The sequence below is a fragment of the Mucilaginibacter angelicae genome (genome assembly GCF_042434235.1).
Lineage (GTDB): Bacteria > Bacteroidota > Bacteroidia > Sphingobacteriales > Sphingobacteriaceae > Mucilaginibacter > Mucilaginibacter angelicae.
The window spans coordinates 12,981-36,476 of sequence record NZ_JBHLTS010000068.1; the positions used below are offsets into that span (position 1 = coordinate 12,981).

Annotated in this window: 19 protein-coding genes; 15 read left to right on the top strand and 4 right to left on the bottom strand. The window is 44.1% G+C overall.

Translation table 11 applies throughout. The features are described 5' to 3' along the window. Positions 1 to 91: 91 nt before the first annotated feature. The 6 genes from ACFFGT_RS21690 (at position 92) to prfH (ending at position 6,307) form a co-directional block, all read left to right on the top strand. The gene (locus tag ACFFGT_RS21690; protein ID WP_377024606.1) at positions 92 to 937 is read left to right on the top strand and encodes an oxidoreductase; all 846 of its coding nucleotides are present in this window, start codon (positions 92 to 94) and stop codon (positions 935 to 937) included. Continuing rightward, a complete protein-coding gene (locus tag ACFFGT_RS21695; RefSeq protein ID WP_112651662.1) occupies positions 898 to 1,176 on the top strand; it encodes an Atu4866 domain-containing protein in 279 nt (92 codons plus the stop codon). Before ACFFGT_RS21690 ends, ACFFGT_RS21695 begins: the two co-directional genes overlap by 40 nt. Positions 1,177 to 1,486: 310 nt before the next feature. Next, positions 1,487 to 3,112 (top strand): NADP-dependent glyceraldehyde-3-phosphate dehydrogenase, encoded by a 1,626-nt coding sequence (locus ACFFGT_RS21700; protein ID WP_377024607.1) that lies wholly within the window; start codon positions 1,487 to 1,489, stop codon positions 3,110 to 3,112. Positions 3,113 to 3,554: 442 nt separating this feature from the next. Then, positions 3,555 to 4,280, top strand: a complete 726-nt coding sequence (locus ACFFGT_RS21705; protein WP_377024608.1) for a hypothetical protein — start codon at positions 3,555 to 3,557, stop codon at positions 4,278 to 4,280. Between the two features lie 12 nt (positions 4,281 to 4,292). Continuing rightward, positions 4,293 to 5,693, top strand: coding sequence for an RtcB family protein (locus ACFFGT_RS21710; RefSeq protein WP_377024609.1), 1,401 nt, complete (start codon positions 4,293 to 4,295; stop codon positions 5,691 to 5,693). Next, positions 5,693 to 6,307 carry a peptide chain release factor H gene (prfH, locus tag ACFFGT_RS21715; protein ID WP_377024610.1) on the top strand — a complete coding sequence of 205 codons (615 nt, stop codon included), beginning with the start codon at positions 5,693 to 5,695 and terminating at the stop codon, positions 6,305 to 6,307. The genes ACFFGT_RS21710 and prfH overlap by 1 nt, the downstream gene beginning before the upstream one ends. 62 nt (positions 6,308 to 6,369) lie before the next feature. Here prfH and ACFFGT_RS21720 read toward each other — a convergent pair whose 3' ends face one another. Further along, complete coding sequence (locus ACFFGT_RS21720; RefSeq protein WP_377024611.1) at positions 6,370 to 7,443, bottom strand: serine hydrolase domain-containing protein; 1,074 nt, start codon at positions 7,441 to 7,443, stop codon at positions 6,370 to 6,372. A 193-nt stretch (positions 7,444 to 7,636) separates the two neighbouring features. Next, positions 7,637 to 9,172 carry a carboxylesterase/lipase family protein gene (locus ACFFGT_RS21725; protein WP_377024612.1) on the bottom strand — a complete coding sequence of 512 codons (1,536 nt, stop codon included), beginning with the start codon at positions 9,170 to 9,172 and terminating at the stop codon, positions 7,637 to 7,639. Positions 9,173 to 9,515: 343 nt separating this feature from the next. On the opposite strand from ACFFGT_RS21725, the gene pafA reads away from it, so the two are divergent. From pafA to ACFFGT_RS21760, 7 genes are all read left to right on the top strand, one after another. Further along, entirely contained in the window at positions 9,516 to 11,195 is a 1,680-nt protein-coding gene (gene pafA / locus ACFFGT_RS21730; RefSeq protein ID WP_377024613.1) for an alkaline phosphatase PafA, read from the top strand. A gap of 105 nt (positions 11,196 to 11,300) precedes the next feature. Then, positions 11,301 to 11,927: a thiamine phosphate synthase gene (locus ACFFGT_RS21735; RefSeq protein ID WP_377024614.1), complete on the top strand. Its 627-nt coding sequence runs from the start codon at positions 11,301 to 11,303 to the stop codon at positions 11,925 to 11,927. A 316-nt stretch (positions 11,928 to 12,243) separates the two neighbouring features. Then, on the top strand, positions 12,244 to 12,816 hold the full coding sequence (locus tag ACFFGT_RS21740; RefSeq protein WP_377024615.1) for a thiamine diphosphokinase: 573 nt from the start codon (positions 12,244 to 12,246) through the stop codon (positions 12,814 to 12,816). A gap of 149 nt (positions 12,817 to 12,965) precedes the next feature. After that, a complete protein-coding gene (locus ACFFGT_RS21745) occupies positions 12,966 to 14,066 on the top strand; it encodes a DUF6515 family protein (RefSeq protein ID WP_377024616.1) in 1,101 nt (366 codons plus the stop codon). A gap of 487 nt (positions 14,067 to 14,553) precedes the next feature. Then, the gene (locus ACFFGT_RS21750; protein WP_377024617.1) at positions 14,554 to 15,834 is read left to right on the top strand and encodes a replication-associated recombination protein A; all 1,281 of its coding nucleotides are present in this window, start codon (positions 14,554 to 14,556) and stop codon (positions 15,832 to 15,834) included. A 68-nt stretch (positions 15,835 to 15,902) separates the two neighbouring features. Then, positions 15,903 to 17,378 (top strand): DUF5687 family protein, encoded by a 1,476-nt coding sequence (locus ACFFGT_RS21755; RefSeq protein WP_377024618.1) that lies wholly within the window; start codon positions 15,903 to 15,905, stop codon positions 17,376 to 17,378. A 2-nt stretch (positions 17,379 to 17,380) separates the two neighbouring features. Further along, positions 17,381 to 18,097, top strand: a complete 717-nt coding sequence (locus tag ACFFGT_RS21760) for an ABC transporter ATP-binding protein (protein ID WP_377024619.1) — start codon at positions 17,381 to 17,383, stop codon at positions 18,095 to 18,097. A 121-nt stretch (positions 18,098 to 18,218) separates the two neighbouring features. On the opposite strand, the gene ACFFGT_RS21765 is transcribed toward ACFFGT_RS21760, so the two are convergent. Both ACFFGT_RS21765 and ACFFGT_RS21770 read right to left on the bottom strand, forming a co-directional pair. Beyond that, entirely contained in the window at positions 18,219 to 19,460 is a 1,242-nt protein-coding gene (locus ACFFGT_RS21765; RefSeq protein WP_377024620.1) for a peroxiredoxin family protein, read from the bottom strand. A gap of 57 nt (positions 19,461 to 19,517) precedes the next feature. Continuing rightward, entirely contained in the window at positions 19,518 to 20,657 is a 1,140-nt protein-coding gene (locus ACFFGT_RS21770) for an acyl-CoA dehydrogenase (protein ID WP_377024621.1), read from the bottom strand. 405 nt (positions 20,658 to 21,062) lie between these two features. Between ACFFGT_RS21770 and ACFFGT_RS21775 the strand changes: the two genes are divergently transcribed. Together ACFFGT_RS21775 and ACFFGT_RS21780 are read left to right on the top strand one after the other, a co-directional pair. After that, the gene (locus ACFFGT_RS21775) at positions 21,063 to 21,305 is read left to right on the top strand and encodes a helix-turn-helix domain-containing protein (protein ID WP_377024622.1); all 243 of its coding nucleotides are present in this window, start codon (positions 21,063 to 21,065) and stop codon (positions 21,303 to 21,305) included. A gap of 85 nt (positions 21,306 to 21,390) precedes the next feature. Beyond that, positions 21,391 to 23,445, top strand: coding sequence for a M13 family metallopeptidase (locus ACFFGT_RS21780; RefSeq protein WP_377024623.1), 2,055 nt, complete (start codon positions 21,391 to 21,393; stop codon positions 23,443 to 23,445). Positions 23,446 to 23,496 lie beyond the last annotated feature (51 nt).

Below are 23,496 nucleotides of genomic sequence, written 5' to 3' on the forward strand. Positions count from 1 at the left end.
TGCCGGAGATTTAACCTTTCAAAATAAGCGAAAATCAAAAATCGCCGGTAAAACAGTAACAAATCAATAAAATTAAAATCTATTTAAAACTATGGAAAACAATAAAGTATGGTTTGTAACCGGGGCCTCAAAAGGACTGGGACTTGCCTTAGTAAAAAAACTATTAAATGAGGGCTATAAAGTAGCCGCCACATCGCGCAATTTAAGCGATCTGAACAATGCAGTTGATGTGCACAGCGAGCAGTTTTTGCCACTTGCCGTTAATTTAACCAACGAAGAAAGTGTACAGGAAGCCGTTGAGCTTACCGTAAAAACCTTCGGGAAAATTGACGTTGTTGTCAACAACGCCGGATATGGCTTATTGGGAGGCATTGAAGAACTGACCGACCGCGAGGCGCGTGACAACTTTGAGGTTAACGTATTCGGATCATTGAATGTAATCCGCAAGGCCCTGCCTTATTTACGTGCTCAAAAATCAGGACATATTTTAAATGTATCATCTATAGGTGGCTTCACCGGTGCCTTTGCAGGCGGTGGGATCTATTGCGCCACCAAGTTTGCCGTTAATGGTTTCTCCGAAACCCTATCGGCCGAGGTAGCACCCTTTGGCATTAAGGTTACCATTGTACAGCCAGGTTATTTCAGGACTAACTTCCTGTCGGCCGGCTCATTGGCAGTGCCGCAAAACCAGATAGCAGACTATCAAAACGTACGTGATACAGTAAATTTTCACCAAAACGATATGGACAAGCAACAGGCCGGCGATCCTGAAAAAGCAGCCGCGGCTATGATCAGCATAACCACCGAAGCTAACCCGCCGCTAAATTTATTTTTAGGCGAAGACGCTTATGGGCTGGTTGAAAAAAAGCTTGCCTTCGTTCAAAACGAATTAGAAACATGGAAAGATTTAACACTTTCAACAGCAATACAACAATAAATGCACATCATTATATAGGTGTTTGGGTTACCCGCGATGGGTTTATCCGTCATGAATTTTTACCCAACGGCCGGTACACCGAGGCCCGCGGCGATAAACAAAATGCCTACACCGGTTACTACAGCGTATTAGGTAACCACGTTGAATACCTCGACGATACCGGTTTTACCGCCGAAGGCGATTTCAGGGACGGCGTGTTTTATCACGCGGGCATGGTTTTGTATAAGGAAACGGCGTGAATGAGTACATTAATAACCCGATTGTCATTTCGACGAATCAGCCGGGGAAAGCGCGTAAGGGGGAGGAGAAATCTTCTACACGATGCTTTAAAGTTTGCATGGTGTAGAAGATTTCTCTTTCGCCCCGATGCTTCAGCCCCTCCCATGCTCTATCGAAATGACAAGGGGTTTTGATGACTTAATCAAAGCGGATTTTAAGAAAATACATCATCGTGCTATAATAAAATCAGTAAACATTATTAGCACATAAAAGCTTGCTTGTTAAAGCAGGCTTTTTTTATCTTAGGGGAAATCAAACCCTTGAAAAAATATGAGTTTTAAAACCCAGCTCAGCTCAATTTTTGTTGATGAAATCAATATCCCTCCCGAATTTCAGATTGAAGAAGTACACCAGCGCGAATACCTGAGCGGTGGCGAAATGAAACCATGGAATGGCGAAGTAAGTGAGGTTTACTCCCCCGTTGGCTTTTGGGGCCAGGACGGTACTTTTACCCGCAAACTGATTGGCACCTACCCTGTTTGCACCGAAAAAGAAGCTTTTGAAGCATTGGATGCTGCCCTTGAAGCCTACGACAACGGCCGCGGCGAATGGCCGACCATGAGCATTGCCAACCGTATTAAATGCATGGAGCGCTTCATTTACAAAATGAGCGAACAGCGTACGCTGGTAGTAAAACTGCTGATGTGGGAAATCGGCAAATCATACGCCGATTCGGCTAAAGAATTTGACCGTACCATTGAGTACATCAATGCTACCATTGATGCCCTGAAAGATATCGACCGCCAGTCGTCACGTTTTGAAATGGCCGAAGGGTTGGTAGCCCAGATCCGCCGTTCACCATTGGGTGTGGTGCTTTGCATGGGGCCGTTCAACTATCCATTGAACGAAACTTTTACTACCCTGATCCCCGCCCTGATCATGGGGAATACCATTTTATTTAAACCACCTAAGCACGGTACCCTACTCCATTACCCTTTGTTAAGGGCTTTCCAGGAATCATTTCCTAAAGGTGTGGTAAATACCATTTATGGCCGTGGCGCCGTGGTAACTCCGGGATTAATGGCATCGGGCAAGGTGAACGTGCTGGCTTTCATTGGTTCAAGTAAAGTTGCTAACGACCTTAAAAAGCGTCACCCTAAAATAAACCGCTTAAGGGCTGTTTTGAGTTTAGATGCCAAGAACGCCGCCATCGTAACCAAACATGCCGACCTGCACCAGGCCGTGAGCGAATGTATTTTAGGTTCGCTGTCATTTAACGGGCAGCGTTGTACCGCTATTAAAGTAATTTTTGTACACAAAGAGATTGCTGATAAGTTTCTGAAACTATTAAGTGAAGCAGTCGCCAAGCTTAAATTTGGCTTACCATGGGAGAAAGACGTGAAACTTACCCCCTTGCCTGAGCCTCATAAGCCGGCTTATCTTACCGATATTGTAAACGATGCCTTAGCCAACGGCGCAAAGGTGATCAACGAAAATGGCGGTGAAACATCCGCTTCGTTCTTTTTCCCGGCGATAGTTTACCCGGTTAACGAAAACATGAAGCTATACCGCGAAGAGCAGTTTGGCCCCGTGATTCCTGTAATTCCGTTTGAGGATATTGAAGAGCCGATCACCTACCAGATAGATTCGCCGCATGGTATGCAGGTGAGTATTTTCAGTAATGATGCCAAAGAAATTTCATCACTGATAGATCCCTTTGTGAACCTGGTAAGCCGTGTAAACATCAACAGCCAGTGCCAGCGCGGACCCGATGTGTTCCCTTTCACTGGTCGTAAAGATAGTGCTGAGGGTACCCTATCAGTACATGATGCCTTAAGATCGTTTTCTATCCGCTCATTGGTTACCACCAAAATGACCGAAACCAATAAGAACATCATCAACGAAATTGTGAATGACAATGATTCAAACTTCCTGAGTACGAAGTTTATATTGTAAGTGCAGTTAAAAAACTAAAAAACCAGGCGTCATTGCGAGGTACGAAGCAATCCCCGACTTGCAGGTCCGCCCTGTACAGTTTGGGATTGCTTCGTACCTCGCAATGACGCTTTTTATTTATCCGACTATTCCTTAATTAAAAAATATTTGCATCTTTGTACCAATTCCTTAATTGTTAACCCTTTAATATTTTAAGGACTATGCTACAGAGTATCTCATCCATATCCCATTAGTGCATCACCTTTAACAGGTGGACAGCAATTCTTTTGTTTTTATTTAAACGTTTTTACCGGTGTATTTAACCGGTAATAGGTTTTGTTTGTCTGCGGATTTTTTAGTGTTGAAGGTTTGGCTTGCACTTTCAAAATGGGTATCTCCCTAACCCGGGGACGAATTTTTGAAAATCATAACAGATTTTGAAAAATTAAACACGTAAAGTCCGATGGACATACATGATTTGCCGTACCGTTTAAAATCGGCACGGAGAAAAAAACGACTGGTTAAAGATGCCTTTGATAAAAAGCTGATCGAGCTTGACAAGCAACGCTGGAAACTAAGGTGCCAAATCAGAGAACTGCCGCCTATCCCTTTGGAAAAACCTTACCAAAGTGGTTACATACGCTATTTTATTTTACGCAGCGACATTGCACGCAGTGATAAAGCCGAATTTTATCAAAACCTGCTCAATAAAATAAATGTAAAGTGGTGGCACCACGATAAATCATTTAAAAAGAAAAAGCGCCGTAAAGGCAAATACCTTTATTCGGAGAAAGAGCAAAAACTCAGGGAATTTGATCCTGAAGAATTTCACAGCGCAAAGCTCAATCTTTCAGACGCAGAAAAACGCTGCTTTTATTTAAAGGAAATATGGGATGCACGGCGTCAATGTTGGAAGCCTACATACGCTTTTACCGAACAATGGCGATTTGTATTGGTGATCAGGCCACACATTATCTATACTGCAAAACAAATTGACGAAGTGCTTGAACAACAACTTAGCGCAATCAATAAGTTTATCGATTGGAATAATCATTGGCCACGCATCCGAAAACTAAAGGATCAAACCAATAACCGATGGGATTGGGATTTTTACGAGTTCCCCAAATACATCAACGAATTTAAAAACAAACCGAAGTACACCTCAAAAGAGGCCTACCTCGACCATTAAACTATACCCCTTATGGGCAATTTAAAAACAAAAGAACTGACACAAATAGGTTACGCCGATAATAAACAGCGCAGCCTTGCCGTGAATATGATAGCCAAACACTTTAAGCATTACAGCAAAACCGAGGCAATCAATTTATTAACCGGTATCAGGCAGCAGCCGGATGCCCATCTAAACAATGCAATAACCGGCAAAATTGCCGAAACGTTCATCAGCAAAATACATGAACCGGTATCTGCATCATATGAATTAAAGGATCAACATGGCCCTTTAAATATCTTTGGCGAAGAAAACATTGAGCCATCCGCCATAAAACAAATGGAGCTTGCCCTAAAATTGCCGGTTAGCATCCGGGGAGCATTGATGCCTGATGCCCATAACGGCTATGGCCTTCCTATCGGCGGGGTACTTGCTGTTAAAAACGCGGTGATCCCCTATGGCGTAGGCATGGATATTGGCTGTCGCATGGCTCTATCCATCATTGATGCCGATGAGCGCTTTTTAAAACGCTACACCCATCAAATTAAACAGGCTATAAATGACCATACTCATTTCGGGATCGATGGCGGGTTAAGCGAGTCGCAATATCACGAGGTGCTGGATAGCCCTGTATTTAACCAAACCACGTTGCTCAAAAAACTGCATGGCAAGGCAATTAAACAATTAGGCTCGTCGGGCAGCGGTAATCATTTTGTGGAGTTTGGGCTTATGGCGTTTTATGAAGATAACGCGCTCAATCTTCCGCCAAAACAATACTTCGCTTTATTGTCGCATTCGGGCAGCAGGGGTTTGGGTGCTAATATCGCCCGGCATTATACACAAATAGCCATGGATACCTGCAAGCTTCCGCGCGAAGCACAGCCACTGGCCTGGCTTAATCTTGATACCGAAGCAGGACAGGAATACTGGCTCAGCATGAACCTCGCCGGTGATTATGCGAAGGCCTGTCATGACCGCATCCACGCCAACCTGTTAAAAGCGTTGGGCCTAAAAGCACTGAGCCAAGTGGAGAATCATCACAATTTTGCATGGAAGGATACACTGCCCGATGGTACTGAAGCAATCATCCACCGCAAAGGGGCCACACCTGCACATGCAGGCGAATTGGGAATTATTCCCGGGAGCATGGCTACGCCTGCTTACCTGGTAATGGGTAAAGGAAACGGTGACGCCTTACAATCCGCATCACACGGCGCGGGCCGGGCCACGAGCCGCAAAGAAGCCCGTGAAAATATAACGGGATCGGCCATGAAGAAAATGCTGACCGATGCCGGGGTAACGCTGATCGGCGGTAGCTTGGACGAAAACCCCTCGGCCTATAAAAACATCGAAACGGTGATGGCGGCCCAGCAACAATTAATTGAAGTACAGGGTAAGTTTTACCCGCGCATTGTAAGAATGGATAACGAATAATGAAAAAGATCATACAAATTACAGCCGGCAAAGGCCCGGCTGAATGCTGCCTCGTTGTTGTTAAGATAAGGAACATGATCCTGAAACAGGCAAAAGCTCAAAACATAACCATATCCGTAACCGAAGATAAACCGGGTGATCAAAGCGGCACACTCCTGTCATCTACTTTAATGGCAACAGGCACCCAACTGGAAAGCCTGCTTAAAGAATGGCAGGGAACTATACAATGGACAGCGCAAAGCCCCTTTCGCCCTGCTCATAAACGTAAAAACTGGTTTGTGGGTGTCGAAGTATTTTACATCCCGGAGCAAACACGCTTTGATCCCGCTGATGTAACCTTTGAAACTATCCGTTCATCAGGCCCCGGCGGGCAAAACGTAAACAAAGTTGAAACAGCCGTACGCGGCGTTCACAAACCTACCGGCATACAGGTTACTGTAATGGATAGCCGATCACAATTGCAAAACAAAAAGCTGTGTTTAAGCCGGATCGAAGCCAGGATAAACGCACTGCATGCGGGTAAGCTAACAGATCAGCAGCAAAGCCAGTGGCTGGAGCATCACTCGCTTGAGCGGGGTAATCCGGTTAAGGTTATCAGATTACCGCTTATTTAAAAAGTACTTGTGTAAACCTTACGAAGTTTTGAAAACTTCGTAAGGTTCTTTATGCCCTGCTTTCATTTATAATTCAAATAAGCATCCAGTAAATCTAACCGCATTTTATTTAAATCAGCAGTTTCCGTATTGGAAAGCAGGATAAGTGTCACACCCTTATCTATCAAATGCACCCAGTTTGATTCGTTTCCATACCCTCCGCCCTGCCTTTCGGCAAAAATGGTATTTGTCTGTCCTATTTTTCGCGGGTACACCCAAAAGCCAAATGCCACATCGTCAAGTTTAGGGTAGGATGTCAACATTAAATCTACCGTGGCTTTCTTCAGCAGGGTATGGTTAAATATGGCCTGATCAAAAATGAGCAGGTCCTGCGGTATTGAATACATGGCCCCTGCCGAAAAATGATTATCGATATAGTGATAGGTAGGCATAACTAATGAATCAACACTGCCTTCTTTGTTGTAGTAACCTTCATCAAGATTGGGAACAATATCCTCATGGTGCCAGTAATTGGTATTATTCATTTTCAGCGGGGTCAGGATCTTTTCTCTCAAAACAACATCAAATGGCTGTTTGTAAATTTTTTCGATGATCCTGCCCAATAAAATAAAATCACCGTTGCTGTAATTAAATTTTTTTCCCGGCGTATCAATCAGCTTTTCGGAACAATACCTGTTAATGAAGGTATCTACCGGCCATAAATTCTGATCATATGCTTCAGGAATAAATTTCGGATCCATTTCTTTTAAATACCTCCCGCTGCTATAAGTAAGCAAATTGCGAATGGTAACTTTATGTGATGCTTCCCCTTTATATTCAGGATAGTAAGCCGATATGGTTGAGTCAAGGCTGATCTTACCCTGCTCGTATAGCTGCATAATGAGCGCCGCCGTAAAAGTTTTTGTAACAGAAAAGATCTGGAACCTCGTTTTGGGTGAGAAGCTGAAATTATAATGCCTGTTGGCTATGCCTGTATATTTTAAATAATCCGGCTTACCGTTTTTAGCTATTAAAACTACACCGTTAAAATTTCTTTTTTTAATACAGGAATCAAGCACCTTATCAACTGCCTTATGCTGGCCGTAAGCAGTTGTTATTAGTAAGGATAGGAATAGGCCTAAGAGATGTTTTTTCATTAGCAATGTATAGATCAGAAAATTAGGCATTAATATACTAACTTACAATTGCAGTATTTTTCAGGCTATATAACAGATTAAGGCTGCAAAGTAGATTACATTAGGAAATCACGCATAAAACAGGAGGCACCTACGGATTTAAACGCGTTTACCCTTAATTTTCAAACCAATTAAATTACCCCTAAATCTTGTATCATTTTCCACCCGCCCGCTTCACCATAAAATCTAAAGCCGCCTTATCAGGCAAAGTTTTCGCTCCTGGCTTTTCGCCCAATATCATTACTTTATTATCGCTTGTTGAATAAGCCGGCCAGGCTGGTACAGCTTTTCCGTTTGGGTTACCGGTTTTTACAAAATTAGCCCAGTAGGTACTCATGGTATTGGCCAGCTGCTGATCAACAGGCTCCCAGGGACGGTTCAGAAATTTGAGATTATCGTAAGCATAAGCCACCTCCCCGGTATGGAAAGCACCGTATTTAACAAAATCGGCAGTAGCAGGCAGGCGGCGGGTAAAACGGTAAACATAAATTTTCGATTTCCCCTTTTCGCCCTGTACATTGGCCCAGGTATAATTCTGGATCCCGAAAGTTTGATCACGGTTAATCCTGATCTGCGATGTAGCCGCTTCCGGGTCTGAACTTGCCGGATAAAGCTTCAAAAACTCTTCTGCCTGTGCTCCGTATTGCGTACTGATCATCTTTTTATAATCTTCGGCCGTTTTGGGTGCGCCCACAAAAGCGTCATCCTCGTTCCAGCCGGTAAGTACCGGTACATCGTTTTGTTTATGCTCGTTAAAAATACCGGCTATAGCATCGGGCAAAACATAACCATCAATAACCGGGCGGCTTTGACCTTTGCCAACAAGTTCGGCAGCAGGTTTACTCCTCAGCTCGGCAATAGAATTTGCGCCTAAAGCAGTGGCTGTTTTTACGCCATTTACTTCTGCTTCTCTTAAATCGCCATACCCTCGCGGACTGATGAAGCTTGCCCCACTTTCGGCAATCGCGCCGTTAAAAAGCCCCTTACCTAACGGTGATGCCACCAAACAATTTACGCTCATCGCCCCCGCCGACTGCCCCGCTATGGTAACCTTATCCGGGTCTCCGCCAAAGGCGGCTATATTCTGTTTCACCCATTTCAGCGCGGCAAGCTGATCCATCAAACCATAATTCCCGGAAGCATTATGCGGCGACTCTTTGGTTAATTCTGGATGCGCAAAAAAGCCAAAGACCCCAACGCGATAGTTAATAACCACAAATATAATCCCCTTTTTAGCCATGGCTTCACCGTCATAAATAGGTACGCCCGCACCTCCGCTTACAAAACCGCCACCATAAATGTACACCAGTACAGGCCGTTTTTCGGATGGTGTTTTTGCTGCAGTCCACACGTTCAGATACAGGCAATCTTCGCTGATGGGCTCATAAGGGATCAGGAACTCACGTGTGTAAACGCCGAACGGATCCGGCTTGCTTTGCATTGGGCTGGCTGCAAATTCGGTACATTTTTTTACGCCCTCCCATGGTTTTACAGGTTGTGGTTCCTTCCAGCGCAAATCACCAACCGGCGGTGCGGCAAAGGGGATCCCTTTATAAATATGCACATCCCCGTCCTGGCTCATGAAACCCGAAACCTTACCGGCATCGGTAGCAACAACATCAAGGCTTTTATTTTGTGCGATAGCAAAGCCGGCCAGCAGCAAAAGCGGCAGTAAAAGGATACGTTTCATTGATTATATGTTTATGACATTGGTTTGTTAAACTTACGAAGTTTTGAACATTTTGTAAGCCGTTCTACCTAAGAATAGCATGGCGCATAGTTGACTCACCCGGTCGGCGCTTCGCTGGACCACCCTCTCTCCGGCTTCGCCGCAAAGAGGGCTAAAAAAATAAATTAAAATCCCCCTCTTTACGCTTGCGTAGAGAGGGGTGACAAGCGTAGCGATGTCGGGGTGAGTCGATACCGCGTTTATTTAAAGCTCCCCCCTTTGTAACAATCGCCACACTTAACAAAAACATCATATTGCATTTTAAATGCTTTGCTGATATTTGGCGCAATCAATTTTTTTCTCGATGAAGTTTAAACATCTGCTTCTTATTTCCCTCTCCTTCGCTACCGTTTCGGTATCGGCACAAAAAAAGAAAACTACAACGGCCGCCCCTGCGTCGGCATCAATTCCCCGCCCCAAACTGGTTGTGGGTTTGGTGGTTGATCAAATGCGCTGGGATTACCTGTACCGCTATTATGACCGTTACCAGGCAGGTGGTTTTAAACGGATGCTGAATGAAGGCTTTACCTGCGAAAACACCAATATTGAATACATTCCTACAGTAACCGCTGCAGGGCATACCTGTATCTATACCGGCTCCATCCCTGCTATTCATGGCATAGTGGGTAATGATTTCATTATCCAGGCCACCGGCAAACCTATATACTGTACTGACGACAGTACCGTTGTAGCTGTTGGAAGTACTTCAAAAGCCGGGCAAATGTCGCCCCGCAATTTGCTGGTTACTACGGTTACCGACGAGTTGAGGCTGGCCACTAATTTCCGCTCAAAAGTTATCGGCATAGCATTGAAAGACCGCGGCGGTATCCTCCCCGCAGGCCACTCAGCAAATGCGGCTTACTGGTTTGACGATGCCAGCGGCAACTGGATCACCAGCACTTATTACATGACAGACCTGCCTGCCTGGGTTAAAACTTTTAACGGCCAAAAAATTGCCGAAAAATACCTGAAGCAAGACTGGAACCCGCTATACCCTGTGGACACTTACATTCAAAGTGCACCTGATAACAGCGACCGTTATGAAGGTAAATTTGCAGGTGCCGCAACACCAACCTTACCGGTTAAAACATCTGAGCTTTATAAAGGCCGCATCGGCATGATCCGCTCAACTCCTTTCGGCAATACCATGACGCTTGATTTGGCTAAAGCAGCCATTGAAGGCGAAAAATTGGGTAAAAACACCGTAACCGACTTTTTAGCAGTGAGCCTTTCATCAACAGATTATGTTGGTCACCAGTTTGGCCCTAACTCGGTTGAGGTTGAAGACACTTATCTAAGGCTGGATCAGGACCTTGCCTCGTTTTTCAATTATTTAGATGCAACCGTAGGTAAAGGCAATTATTCGGTTTTCCTGAGTGCCGACCATGGTGCTGCCCATAACCCCAACTTTTTGAAAGATCATAACATCCCTGCAGGTGTTTGGGACGATGCCAAAGCTGCAAAAGAAATGAATGCAATGATCAGCGATAAATACAAAGTGAATAACCTGATCATCAGCATGGATAACTACCAGGTTAACTTTAACAATGCCACTATTGCAAAAGCAGGCGTTAGCGAAGACGCAATAAAACAGGATTGTATCGAATACCTGAAGAAACAGGCAGGTGTTGCCTATGCAGTCGATCTGCAAAAGATCCAAACAGCCAATATTCCTAATGATCTGCGCAGCATGATCATTAATGGCTATAATGCCGAGCATAGCGGTGCCATCCAAATCATCCTGAAACCAGCATGGTACACCGGTCACGGTACAAATGACCGTGGCCCAACCGGTACAACACATGGCACCTGGAACCCTTATGATTCGCACATTCCCTTGGTATTTATGGGCTGGGGCATTAAACATGGCAGCCTTACCCGCCAAACACATATGACAGATATTTCGGCAACCATAGCATCGTTATTACATATTCAGGCCCCGGATGGCAGCGTAGGCAAAACCATCAGCGAAGTTTTGAAATAATGTTGAAATAATATTGAGGCCCGGAGGCTGGGAAATTTTTAAAGTCCGAAAGATTCTTTGTAGTTTTTCGGACTTTATATTTCAGCCAAATTCCCGGATTTAAAAATGAAAAAATACGTCTCTAAATTTCATTATCTAACACATGATCTGCCTGGCTTTAGCCATGTACAACAGGTGCAGATGGCTTGCGGCGCAGGTGCAAACTGGGTACAATACCGTTGCCTTACCAAACCCGAAGATGAGCTGATTGATGAAATAAACGAGATAGCCGAAATTTGTGATGACTGGGGCGCAACCCTCATCATTGCCAATCATTACGACCTGATTGACCGTGTTGACGTGCAGGGTGTGCATATTGATGATATTGATGCCGATTTGCCTACCATCCGTAAGGTTATCGGCCCGGATAAAACCCTTGGTGCATCAGCCGCAGATACTGATGAATTGCTGCATTTACAAAGCACCGGTGTGGTTGATTATTATGCCTACGGACCTTTTGCATCCGCTGCTACTGACGAACTCACAGCGCATAGCCCGATTGGTTTTAATGGTTATCGCCAGTTAGAGAAACTGGGAATCGGCATCCCGGTGATAGCCATTGGGGGCATCCGGTTGGATGATGTAGAGCATTTACTCCAAACCGGCATTGATGGCATAGCAGTGTCATCGGCCATAAACCTCGTAGCCGACCCTGCAGCAAAGGTTAAGGAGTTTTACAGGAAGATGTATTGATAGCGGGAATTTACTTGTACGTAGATATCTTTAACCCGATGTCATTTCGAAATGAGGAACGAGTGAGAAATCTTATACGCCCTGCTTAAACACTGTTCTGTTGTAGAAGATTTCTCTTTCGCGCCACGGTCACGCTCCCCTCCGCTCTATCGAAATGACACTGCGTTAAAAAAATTTAACACTGACAATACATGGAAATCAAGTTTATCTTAAAAGCGATTCCTTCGTCATAAAACACCGTCACCGCCCCATATCCCGATAAAAATCTCATCTTTATATTTTCATTTAATATTCATCTGTTCCATTTACATTAGCAATGTCATCACATCATATAGTACGCGAAAAACAGGAGCCGGCTTTACTGGTTTTAAGTATGGATACTTTTGATGAGGAAATGCTGGGGCAACTGCTGGAATGGAGCCCAACGGTGATCTGCACCACTGATACCGCCGAAAAGCTGGATGCCGGAGGAATAAAGGTTGACTGGATAATAGGCGATGGTGATGTGGGTGATTTACAGTCGGATGTGAAACTGATGCCTGCGGGAGAAGACAATGCGGCGGGGGCAGCTTTAAAATACCTGGTAACGCATAATTATCCGGCGGTTAATGTAATTATTGATGTGCTGGAGCTAAAGGACTTTTTATTTTATGCTGATAAAATAAACCTGGTGATTTTCAGGGAGCGGCAAAAGATTTACCCGGTTAATTCGGGGTTCAGCAAATGGAAACCGGCCGGCGAGTTCATTGAATTACTTTCGCATCCGTCAGGGTTGCAAATAAGCGGACTTGAAGCCAGCGGCAGTAACAGGTATAAAACCACCCACGATGGCTTTTTTACTCTGCAGTTTGAGCAATCTTTTTTGTTCATTGCCGAGGATATGGAGTAGCGAAAGCAATACCCGGTACGTATAGATAGTATTGGTTCGCTTTTTGAGTAAAAAATAATTTAAAACGCGTTAAACCGTTTAAACATTTAATAGTCTATATATTTATATCAGCAAAAAATACCGTGCTGATCAGTTAAAAATCTTTCATCATGAAAAGGACATATAAAAATCTATTAACAATTGCATTAGGGGGCTTGTTGAGCTTATCCCTGGCATTTAATGCTGATGCACAACGTGGAGGCGGTTCTCGCGGAGGCGGTGGTGGCGGCGGAGGCGGCTCAAGATCGTCAGGTGGTGGTGGCGGAGGCGGTAGTGTTTCCCGTTCTTCTGGTGGCAGTTTTTCCCGTCCGTCAACTTCATTTAGTGGTGGTACACGTACTGCTATAGCTGCTCCAACACGGAGCTATGGTACAGATTCACGCAGCAGTGTGGGTTCTCAACGCAGCTATGGCGGTATCAGGCCAAATGGCACAGCTATAGCGCCACAACGCAGCTACGGCAACACTGCCCGTGTTTATAACGGCAGCCGCAGCTATACTACTGTAGACAGGCGCGTTTATAACGGCGGTCGCGGTACTTATTACAGGGGTGGTGTCAGCTATGGTGCTGGCGGTCGCAGGGTTTATCCGGGCACTTACCACTATGGTGGCCGTGGCGGTTACTTTGGCAGCCACTACTATTATCCATACCATAACTATTACAATTCGTTCTATTATCCACGTTTGGGCTTTAGCATAGGTTTCTTACCTTATGGATACTATCCTTTCTGGTGGGGCGATTACCAATATTACTACAGCGATGGTTTGTACTATCGTCAATATAACGATCAATACACTGTTGTTGAGCCGCCAATAGGTGCCGAGATAAAAACATTGCCATCAGGTGCTCAGTCAATCATGATTAATGGCGAGCAGTACTACGAATTAAACGGTGTTTACTACCAGCCATATACCAAAGATGACGGCTCAACTGTTTACGTTATTGCGGGTAAAGACGGCGAGTTAAATACAGATCAGGGTAATGGCGATGGCAGTAATGTAGACCAGGGCCCGCAAATCGGAGACATTGTAACTCAGTTACCAGCCGATTGCAGGAAGATCAAGATCAATGGCGAAAAGCTGTTTGTATCACCTGATGGTTATTACTACCAGGAAATCCAAAACGGCGACAACAAAAGCTACAAAATTGTAGGTACCCCGTCAGACGATCCTGAAGATAACAACAGCGATCAAAACCCTAACCAACAGTAATTTAATAAAAATTCAATTATATTATGAAGGCTGCTTCCGTAATGGAGGCAGCCTTTTTTTGTTCCAACGTAGTGACTAAGAAAGCTTATCTTCATCTTCATCTCCGTCAGCAGACAAGTTTCGGGCGAAAGCGGGCAGAACAATGGCGGCCTTGTGCGGCCGCTGGGGCATAGCAAGTTTTTGCAGAAGCCTGGGTACGAGCGAGCGCAGCCGGGCAAAATAATTGCAGCCCGTGGTTCTGACCGTTTTGCAGGGCAATGGCCTGTGCGGCAAAGAAACATTTCTGCTGACTTGATTTTTGGTTACTTTTTATCAAGAAAAAGTAACAGCCTCCCGCGGCAATTGAGCGGGCCGATGTTTTTTAGATACCAATAAATTCGTTACTTGCCTATCGGGGATTGCTTCATACCTCGCAATGACGGGTTGATACGTTATATTTTACTAATTTTTTTAGGATTTAGCGTTTTCTTTTCTGAATTTTACTTTTATGAATAACCTCCCTCCATTAGCTGAACGTATGCGCCCCAAATCGCTTAATGATTATGTGGGGCAAAAACACCTTGTTGGGCAGGGTGCGGTTTTACGGAAAGCCATCGAATCGGGTTCATTACCGTCGATGATATTCTGGGGGCCGCCGGGGGTAGGTAAAACAACGCTGGCATATATTATTTCACAATCATTGTACCGCCCGTTTTTTGCTTTAAGTGCTATTAATTCGGGTGTTAAAGATGTACGGGAGGTGATTGAAAAAGCATCGCTGTTAAAAGAGCAGGGCGAAATACTGCCCATATTATTTATCGATGAGATCCATCGTTTTTCCAAATCGCAGCAGGATTCATTATTGGGCGCTGTAGAACGGGGCATAGTTACGCTGATAGGCGCCACTACCGAAAATCCGTCGTTTGAAGTGATCTCGGCCTTACTGTCGCGTTGCCAGGTTTATATCTTACAGCCCCTTTCCGAAACCGACCTGATCGACCTGCTCAACAAGGCCATGAAGGAAGATGTGGTTTTGCAGGATAAAAACATCACCATAAAAGACTACGAAGCATTGCTGCGCCTTTCGGGAGGTGACGCCCGTAAGCTGCTCAATATTTTCGAGCTGTTGGTAAACGCCTTTGATACACAGGAAATAGTATTGACTGATGAGGTTGTACTGGAACACGTGCAGCAAAACATGGCCCTGTATGACAAAACGGGCGAACAGCATTATGATATTATTTCGGCCTTTATCAAATCCATGCGGGGTTCCGACCCTAACGGGGCAGTTTACTGGCTGGCGCGTATGATAGTAGGCGGCGAAGACCCGCTTTTCATTGCCCGGCGCATGCTGATCCTGGCATCTGAGGATATCGGCAATGCCAACCCCAATGCGTTATTGCTGGCCCAAAGCTGCTTTGAAGCTGTAAACAAAATAGGCATGCCCGAATCTCAGCTTATTTTATCGCAAACGGCTATTTACCTTGCAACATCGGCCAAAAGTAATTCGGCCACCACGGCTATTGGCGCAGCTATTGCATTGGTGCGCCAAACCGGCGATTTGCCTGTGCCGCTGCATTTGCGCAATGCCCCTACCAAGTTCATGAAAAATATAGGCTATGGTAAGGATTACAAATATGCCCACAGCTTTGAAGGCAATTTTACCGACCTTGATTTTCTGCCGGATGCCATCCGCGGAACAAAAATTTATACGCCCGGTAACAATTCAAAGGAAAACGAATCAAAAGAAAAGTTAAGAAAACTTTGGGGCGACAGGTATAAATACTAATTTAAGCTTCGCTTTCAAAAGGTATATCTTAAACTAACCTATACCTTAACACTTAACTGTCTACATCTATGATCACTACCTTTATCAGGCACGAACTTAAAGCTTTCTGGCGGTCAAAAAACACGGGGAAAAGCATTGCTATCCGCGTGGTAATGGCTTTGCTTATCCTTTATCTTTTTGGATGTATTTTGCTTGCAGGGCTATTTTTAAACAATATCCTGGCCTGGGCTTTTCCTCATGATGATGTGGTAGTTTCATTTTATGGCATTATCCTGCTTTATTTTTTGTTCGATCTGATCATGCGCATGCAGTTTCAGGAATTGCCCACTTTACGTGTACAGCCATATTTACACCTACCTATAAAACGCAATACCGTTGTTGGCTATTTAGCTTTTACGGCCATGCTCTCGGTTTTTAACCTTTGGCCTATTATACTTTTTGTACCCTTTGTTTTAAAGGTGGTCCTTACCGATTCAGGCGCTTTACCTGCGCTGGCCTTTATATTGGCCATTATTAGCATTATGCTTTTTAACAATTACCTGGCCTTATTTATTAAACGCAAGGCTAATTTAAATGGATGGGTTTTCCTGATTTTCGTAGCAGCGCTGGCACTTATTATCACCGGCGATTTTCGTTTTCACCTGTATTCGGTACGCAATATTTCTTATTTATACTTCGGCCATTTGCTGAGCAAACCTGTGTTGGTATTGCTGCCGGTTGTGCTTGCTGTGGCCATGTATTACATCAACTTTGCCTACTTAAAGCAAAATCTCTACCTCGAAGAGCTAAGCTCACGCAAGGCATCGGCTTATAAAAGCAGCACGGAGTTTCCGCTGTTAAACCGTTTTGGTAAAGTAGGTGATCTTGTGGCTAATGAGCTAAAGCTGATCTTTCGTAACAAGCGGCCACGTTCTGCATTGGTTATGGGGCTGTTCTTTATGTTTTACGGGCTTATATTTTACACAAACAGTCAGTACGGCGAACCCTGGTATATTTTTGTAGGGATGTTTATGACCGGTATTTTCATCATTAGTTACGGTCAGTTTATGTTTAGCTGGCAGGCCGCTCATTTCGATGGTCTTTTGGTAAGCAAAATTAACTTCCGTGATTTTTTTAAGGCAAAATACTTGCTGTTCACCATGGTATCAACTGTGGCTTTTATCCTTACTACACCTTATGCTTATTTTGGCTGGCGTATTGTATTGGTGCATTTCGTAATGTACCTGTGGAACATCGGCATCAATACTACCATTGTGCTGTTTTTTGCCAACCGCAATGCCAAACGGATAGATCTTTCAAAAGGCGCGTCATTTAACTGGGAGGGCGTGGGCGCTACGCAAATGCTTATTTCGTTCCCGCTGATGATCACACCGTATATTATTTACCTCCCCTTCGCCCTGTTTAAGCATGCTGATATAGGCCTGGCTATGCTGGCCGGTACAGGGATCATATTCATTTTAACCCGCGATTTTTGGGTAAAAAAACTGGAAGAGGATTTTATACAAAAACGTTATACCATTGCCGAAGGCTTCAGAAATAAATAAACATGATTGAAGTAAGAAATCTTAAAAAAATTTATAACGGCATTACCGTTGTAGATGTACCCTCCCTGCAAATTAATAAAGGCGAAAGTGTTGGCCTTGTGGGCAATAACGGCGCAGGCAAAACCACGCTGTTCCGTATGGTGCTTGATCTGATCCGCGCCGAAAGCGGCGAGATCTTATCGAATGGCGAAGTTATAGCCGGGCACGAAAAATGGAAGGATTATACAGCAGCTTATCTCGATGAAGGCTTCCTGATAGATTACCTTACGCCCGAAGAGTATTTTTATTTCATCGGCGGCCTGAATGGTCACAACAAAGCACATGTTGACGAGATCTTGCTTGGCCTGACTGATTTTTTTAATGGTGAGATCCTTAAAAAAGGTAAATACATCCGCGATCTTTCAAAGGGTAACCAATGCAAAGTTGGCGCAGCAGCCTGCCTGTTACAGGAACCGCAACTGCTGATGCTGGATGAGCCCTTTGCCAATATCGACCCAAGCACCCAGTTCAGGCTTAAAAACCTGCTGAAAGACCTGAACAAAAACAAAGGTGTAACCACTATAGTATCCAGCCATGACCTTAACCACATCACCGATGTATGCGACAGGATCCTGCTGATGGAAAAAGGTGTGATCATTAAAGATATTGCTACAAGTTCATCAACGTTGAATGAGTTGGAGGAATATTTTGGCGTACAGGTCGCCCCCCCCGCCCCCTAAAGGGGGTGCCTTTGATTTGCAAGGTTTCTCTTGTCTTTATAACAAAAAACGCATTGCCTTGGCAATGCGTTTTTTGTTTATGCATAAAAATAAAAAGAGGAGCTTGAAGGTAAGCCCCCCTTTAGGGGGCGGGGGGGGCTGCCAGTAGATCATCCGTCAACTTTTCAAACTCGCTGATAAACTCAGTATAATGCTCGCCGGTACCCGGGCCGCTGAAACCTGTGTGGATCTTTTGCACGTCGCCGTTTTTATCAATAATAATGGTAGTAGGAAAACCAACCACTTTTGATAACATCGGCAGGCTTTGAGCGGTTTGTTTTTTATCGCTGGTGTAACCGGTTACCAAAAGCGGGTAAGTTACTTTAAAGCGATCTTTTACCTGTTGTAGCGCTTTCTTCGATTTTTCAAAATCGGTGGTGCGTTCATAGGCCAGGCCAATTACTTCAACACCTTTATTGTGATACTTTTTATAGTAGTTAACCATATAGCCGGTTTCGTCCATACAGTTTGGGCACCATGAACCCAGGATCTGCACAATCACTACTTTATTTTTGAACCTCGAATCATCAAGCGAAACGGTTTTGCCGTCAAGATCTTTAAAACTGAAGGCTATTTTTTTATATCCCGGCTTTAACGAGGTAAGCGAATAAGCATCGGGCAGTTTGGCGTTTTCATCTTTTACTGCAGCCCATGGTTGCACAGATGAATATCCGGCGTAAAACTTACCGTCGGTTATGGTTTTATCATTGCCGATAGTAGCGGTAAAAGTATAGGCATGGCCTCCGTCAAAGCAGGACAGGTAAAGCTTATTACCGGCAACGGTGCCTTCAAGATAGCGGTAATCGCCGGTGGTAGTTAAAAACGTGCCGGTAAGCTTGGCGCCATCCTGTTTAAATTCGCCAACCGTTGTATCGCGCCCTTCACCCTCACCAAACACTGCCGACCAGCGACCGCCGATATTAAATGCAGGCTTTTCGGGGTTTTTGAAAAAGCGCCATGAAGTATTAGGCACCGCGCTGAACGGAACTAAAAGATCGTTATCGGCCAGGTGCCTTACCCAGTTGCCGTTAAGGCTATCCCCATTAAGTTTCAGTTTAAAATCCGAATTGAACAACGGCATATGGATAAAAACAGAATCGCCTTTGATGGCAACATCCGTTACCTTAAAGCGTTCGGCACCGTTAATAATAGCCAGAGCTGGTTTACCGCCGGTGTTGTTAACCTCAAAATTGAAAGGAATTTCAGTGCCTGATTTAGTTTTAAGCGCACCGCGCCATACACCTGTTTTTAGTTTGGTTTGAGCAAAACCGGTCTGCAGAAATAATAATCCGCAAATACCGGCTGCGATATTTTTGAAAGTCATACTTAAATATATAGTCTACTAAATCTATATACTTTCAAAGGTATAAAAACAGTACCGTTATTTCAACAAAGTGCGCGAAATGACAATTCTTTGAATTTCAGATGTTCCCTCATAAATCTGGGTGATTTTGGCATCACGCATCAGGCGTTCAACGTGATATTCCTTCACATAACCGTAACCGCCATGAATCTGTACCGCTTCGGTAGTGGTACGCATAGCCACTTCGGATGCATATAGTTTTGCCATTGACGATGCCTGCGCATAAGGTTTTCCATGATCTTTAAGCCAGGCCGCCTTAAGGCACATCAAACGTACCGCCTCAATTTCGGTAGCCATATCGGCCAGCTTAAACTGGATAGCCTGGTGATCGGCCAGGGGTTTGCCAAAAGTTTTTCTGTCCTTGGCATATTGCTTAGCCAGTTCATAAGCCCCGGATGCGATCCCTAAAGCTTGTGAAGCAATCCCTATGCGGCCGCCTTCCAGCAGGCTCATAGCAAACTTAAACCCAAAGCCATTTTCGCCGATACGGTTCTCTTTGGGTACTTTAACATCGGTAAACATCAGCGAGTGGGTATCAGAACCCCTTACCCCCATCTTGTTCTCTTTAGGGCCAACCGCAAAGCCGGGCATTCCTTTTTCAACAATAAAAGCGTTGATGCCATGGTGTTTCTTTTCGGCATCGGTTTGGGCTATTACAATATAGGTTGATGCCGTACTGCCGCTGGTGATCCAGTTTTTGGTACCATTAAGCAGATAATGATCGCCCATATCAATGGCTATAGTACTTTGTGATGTGGCATCAGAGCCCGCCTCCGGTTCCGAAAGGCAAAAAGCACCAATGCATTCGCCTTTGGCCAGCGGCACTAAATATTTTTGTTTTTGTTCTTCACTGCCATATTTTTCAAGGCCATAGCATACCAGCGAATTATTCACGGATACAATTACCGAGGTGGATGCATCAATTTTGGAAAGCTCCTCCATCACCAGCACGTATGATATTGCATCCATACCTGCGCCGCCATATTGGGGCGATACCATCATACCCAGGAAACCCAGTTCACCGAGTTTCCTTATTTGTTCGGCGGGAAATTTTTGCAGTTCGTCGCGTTCAATAACACCAGGTTTCAATTCTGTTTGCGCAAAATCGCGCGCAGCCTGGCGAATCATTTTTTGTTCTTCGGTCAGTTCAAAATACATGGGTATAATTAAAGCCTAAATATATAAATTACTATGCATGCATAGTAAAAATTTGTAAACAAAAAAAGAGAGCTTTTTTTGAAGCTCCCTTTCCCCTAATTAATTTAAACTATTGATTAAACCCAAAACAAAGAACAAAAAATCTCAACTTGGGCGTCTGAGAATTCAATTTAATTTTTCACAGGTAGATGTTACTAAATCTTTTATTTTTCACAGATGATACAGGGCGAGTATCTATATACAAATCTTTTGCCATAATTATAAAATTGTGGCATTAATATTTCATGTTTAAACGTTGGTTGTTCATTTTTATAAAAGAATAATATCTGCATATAAAATGTATTGATGTTATTTTATTTTTAGCTTACATAAAAAACACAAAATATATAATAAGCCGATCCAGTCATGCTTTTAACTGATTTTGAATACCTTAACGACACCGATAGTGCATTTAAACGAAAAGTTGCTTTACAGATTAAAACTTTACGCAAGCAAAACCGGGTTACCCAGGAGAAGTTTTTTAACGAAACACGCATAAATATTGCCCGGCTCGAATCCGGTATTATTGATATCAGGTTGGAAACACTTCGTAAAATTTGTTATTATTTTGATGTTTCTTTAGCAGGTTTTTTCCAGGGGATATATTAAATTATCATATTTAGAAAAAATCCCTGTCCTAAATTCTATTTTACCATACAGTCGTTGTATTTTAATTCATACACACACCTAAAAAATGAACAAACCAACCCATTCCTTATTCATAATTGCAGCCACGCTTGGCACTTTGATGAGCGCCTGCAACCATGACGACAAAACAAAAGCTTACGAAGCCGGCGATCCCGTGATCCATAACATGGATACTACCGTAAAACCAGGTGACGACTTTTTTAAATATGCCAACGGCACCTGGCTGCGCAAAAACCCTATCCCTGCGGCGTATGCTTCATGGGGTATCGGCAATGTGGTACAGGAAGAGTTGCGCGACAGGATGAAGAAGATCAACGAAGACGCACTGAAAGCCAACGCACCAAAAGGCAGCAACACCCAAAAAATAGGCGATTTCTATTTCAGCGGAATGGATACTGTAAACATCGAAAAGCAGGGCCTTGCACCGCTGAAGGATGAACTGGACAAAATTGACCGGATAACAGATATCAAAAGCCTGGTTGAGGAGTTTGCTCATTTACAACGTATAGGCGTTACGCAGCCTATTGGTGCCTATGTTGGGCAGGATGCCAAAAACAGCTCAAAAATGGCTTTGAGCTTATACCAGTCGGGCATCGGTATGCCTAACCGCGACTATTATTTTAATAAGGATGAGCATAGCGTAGCCATCCGTACCGATTATCAAAATAAATATCTACCTACCATGTTTAAACTGGCCGGTTTACCTGCTGATAAAGCGGTAGCGGCAGCTAAAAAAACCTACTCGCTCGAATCTTTTTTGGCTGATAGCAGCCGCAAGCTGGAAGACCTGCGCGATCCGTATCATAACTATAATAAAATGACGCTTGCCGCACTGGGCAAACTGGCCCCGGATATCGACTGGAAACCCACCTTCGAAAAGATGGACTACAAAAATGCCGATACCGTAATTGTAGGGCAGCCTGAATACTACAGGGCACTGAATAAGGCATTAAAAGTTTATACCATAGATGATTGGAAAAACTACCTGCGTAATAACCTGATAACGACTTTCGGCTCATACCTGAGCAAACCTTTTGACCAGGAGATCTTCCGTTTTTATGAGAAAGTAATTGAGGGCAGTACTGCCCAGCTCCCACGCTGGAAACGGGTACTGGATACTGAAAATGGTTTGATGGGTGAAGTACTGGGACAGATCTTTGTAAAAGAGTATTTCCCCGAAAAAACAAAGGAACGTTATGTAAAACTGGTTGAAGAAATGCGTACCAGTTTTAAAGAACATATTGAAAAGCTGGACTGGATGAGCCCCGAAACCAAGGAGAAGGCTTACTACAAACTATCCAAAGTAAACCCTAAAGTTGGTTATCCGGATAAATGGAAGGATTTTTCGACCTTAGAGATCAACCGTGGCCCTTATGCGCTTAACGTATTGCGGGCAAATGAGTGGTGGCATAATTTCAGTGCGGCCAAACTGGGCCAACCGGTTGACCGTACCGAATGGGATATTACACCGCAAACCTATAATGCTTACTACAATCCATCGAACAACGAAATTGTATTGCCAGCCGGTATTTTTACAATCCCCGGTTACAAGGATGAAAATATTGATGATGCCATTATTTATGGCTACGCTGCTGCATCAACCATAGGCCATGAAATGACCCACGGTTTTGATGATCAGGGACGCCAGTTTGATGCCGCCGGCAACCTGAAAGCCTGGTGGAAACCCCAGGACTCAGTAAAATTCAGCCAGCGTGCTAAAATGCTTATCGACCAGTTTAACGGATACAGCATTTACGGCTTACACGTAAACGGCAAAGCCACCCAAGGCGAAAACATTGCCGATTTGGGCGGGATTGTAATAGGTCTTGATGCATTCAAGAAAACCCAGCAGTATAAAGAAGGCAAACTTATTAATGGCCTAACCCCACTGCAGCGCTACTTTTTAGGTTATTCTTTAGGCTGGCTTACGCAGGACAGGAAGGAATCGCTTTCAAGCCAGATCCTCACCAATGAGCATGCCCCGGGCTTTATGCGGGTTAATGGCCCTTTTACGGATGTGCCTGAGTTTTATGAGGCTTTCCATATTAAAAAAGGCGATAAGATGTGGATAGATCCGGATAAAAGGGTGAAGATCTGGTAAGTGTATTTTCAAAAAAAATGTCATTGCGAGGAGCAGCAGGGACAGAGCGTT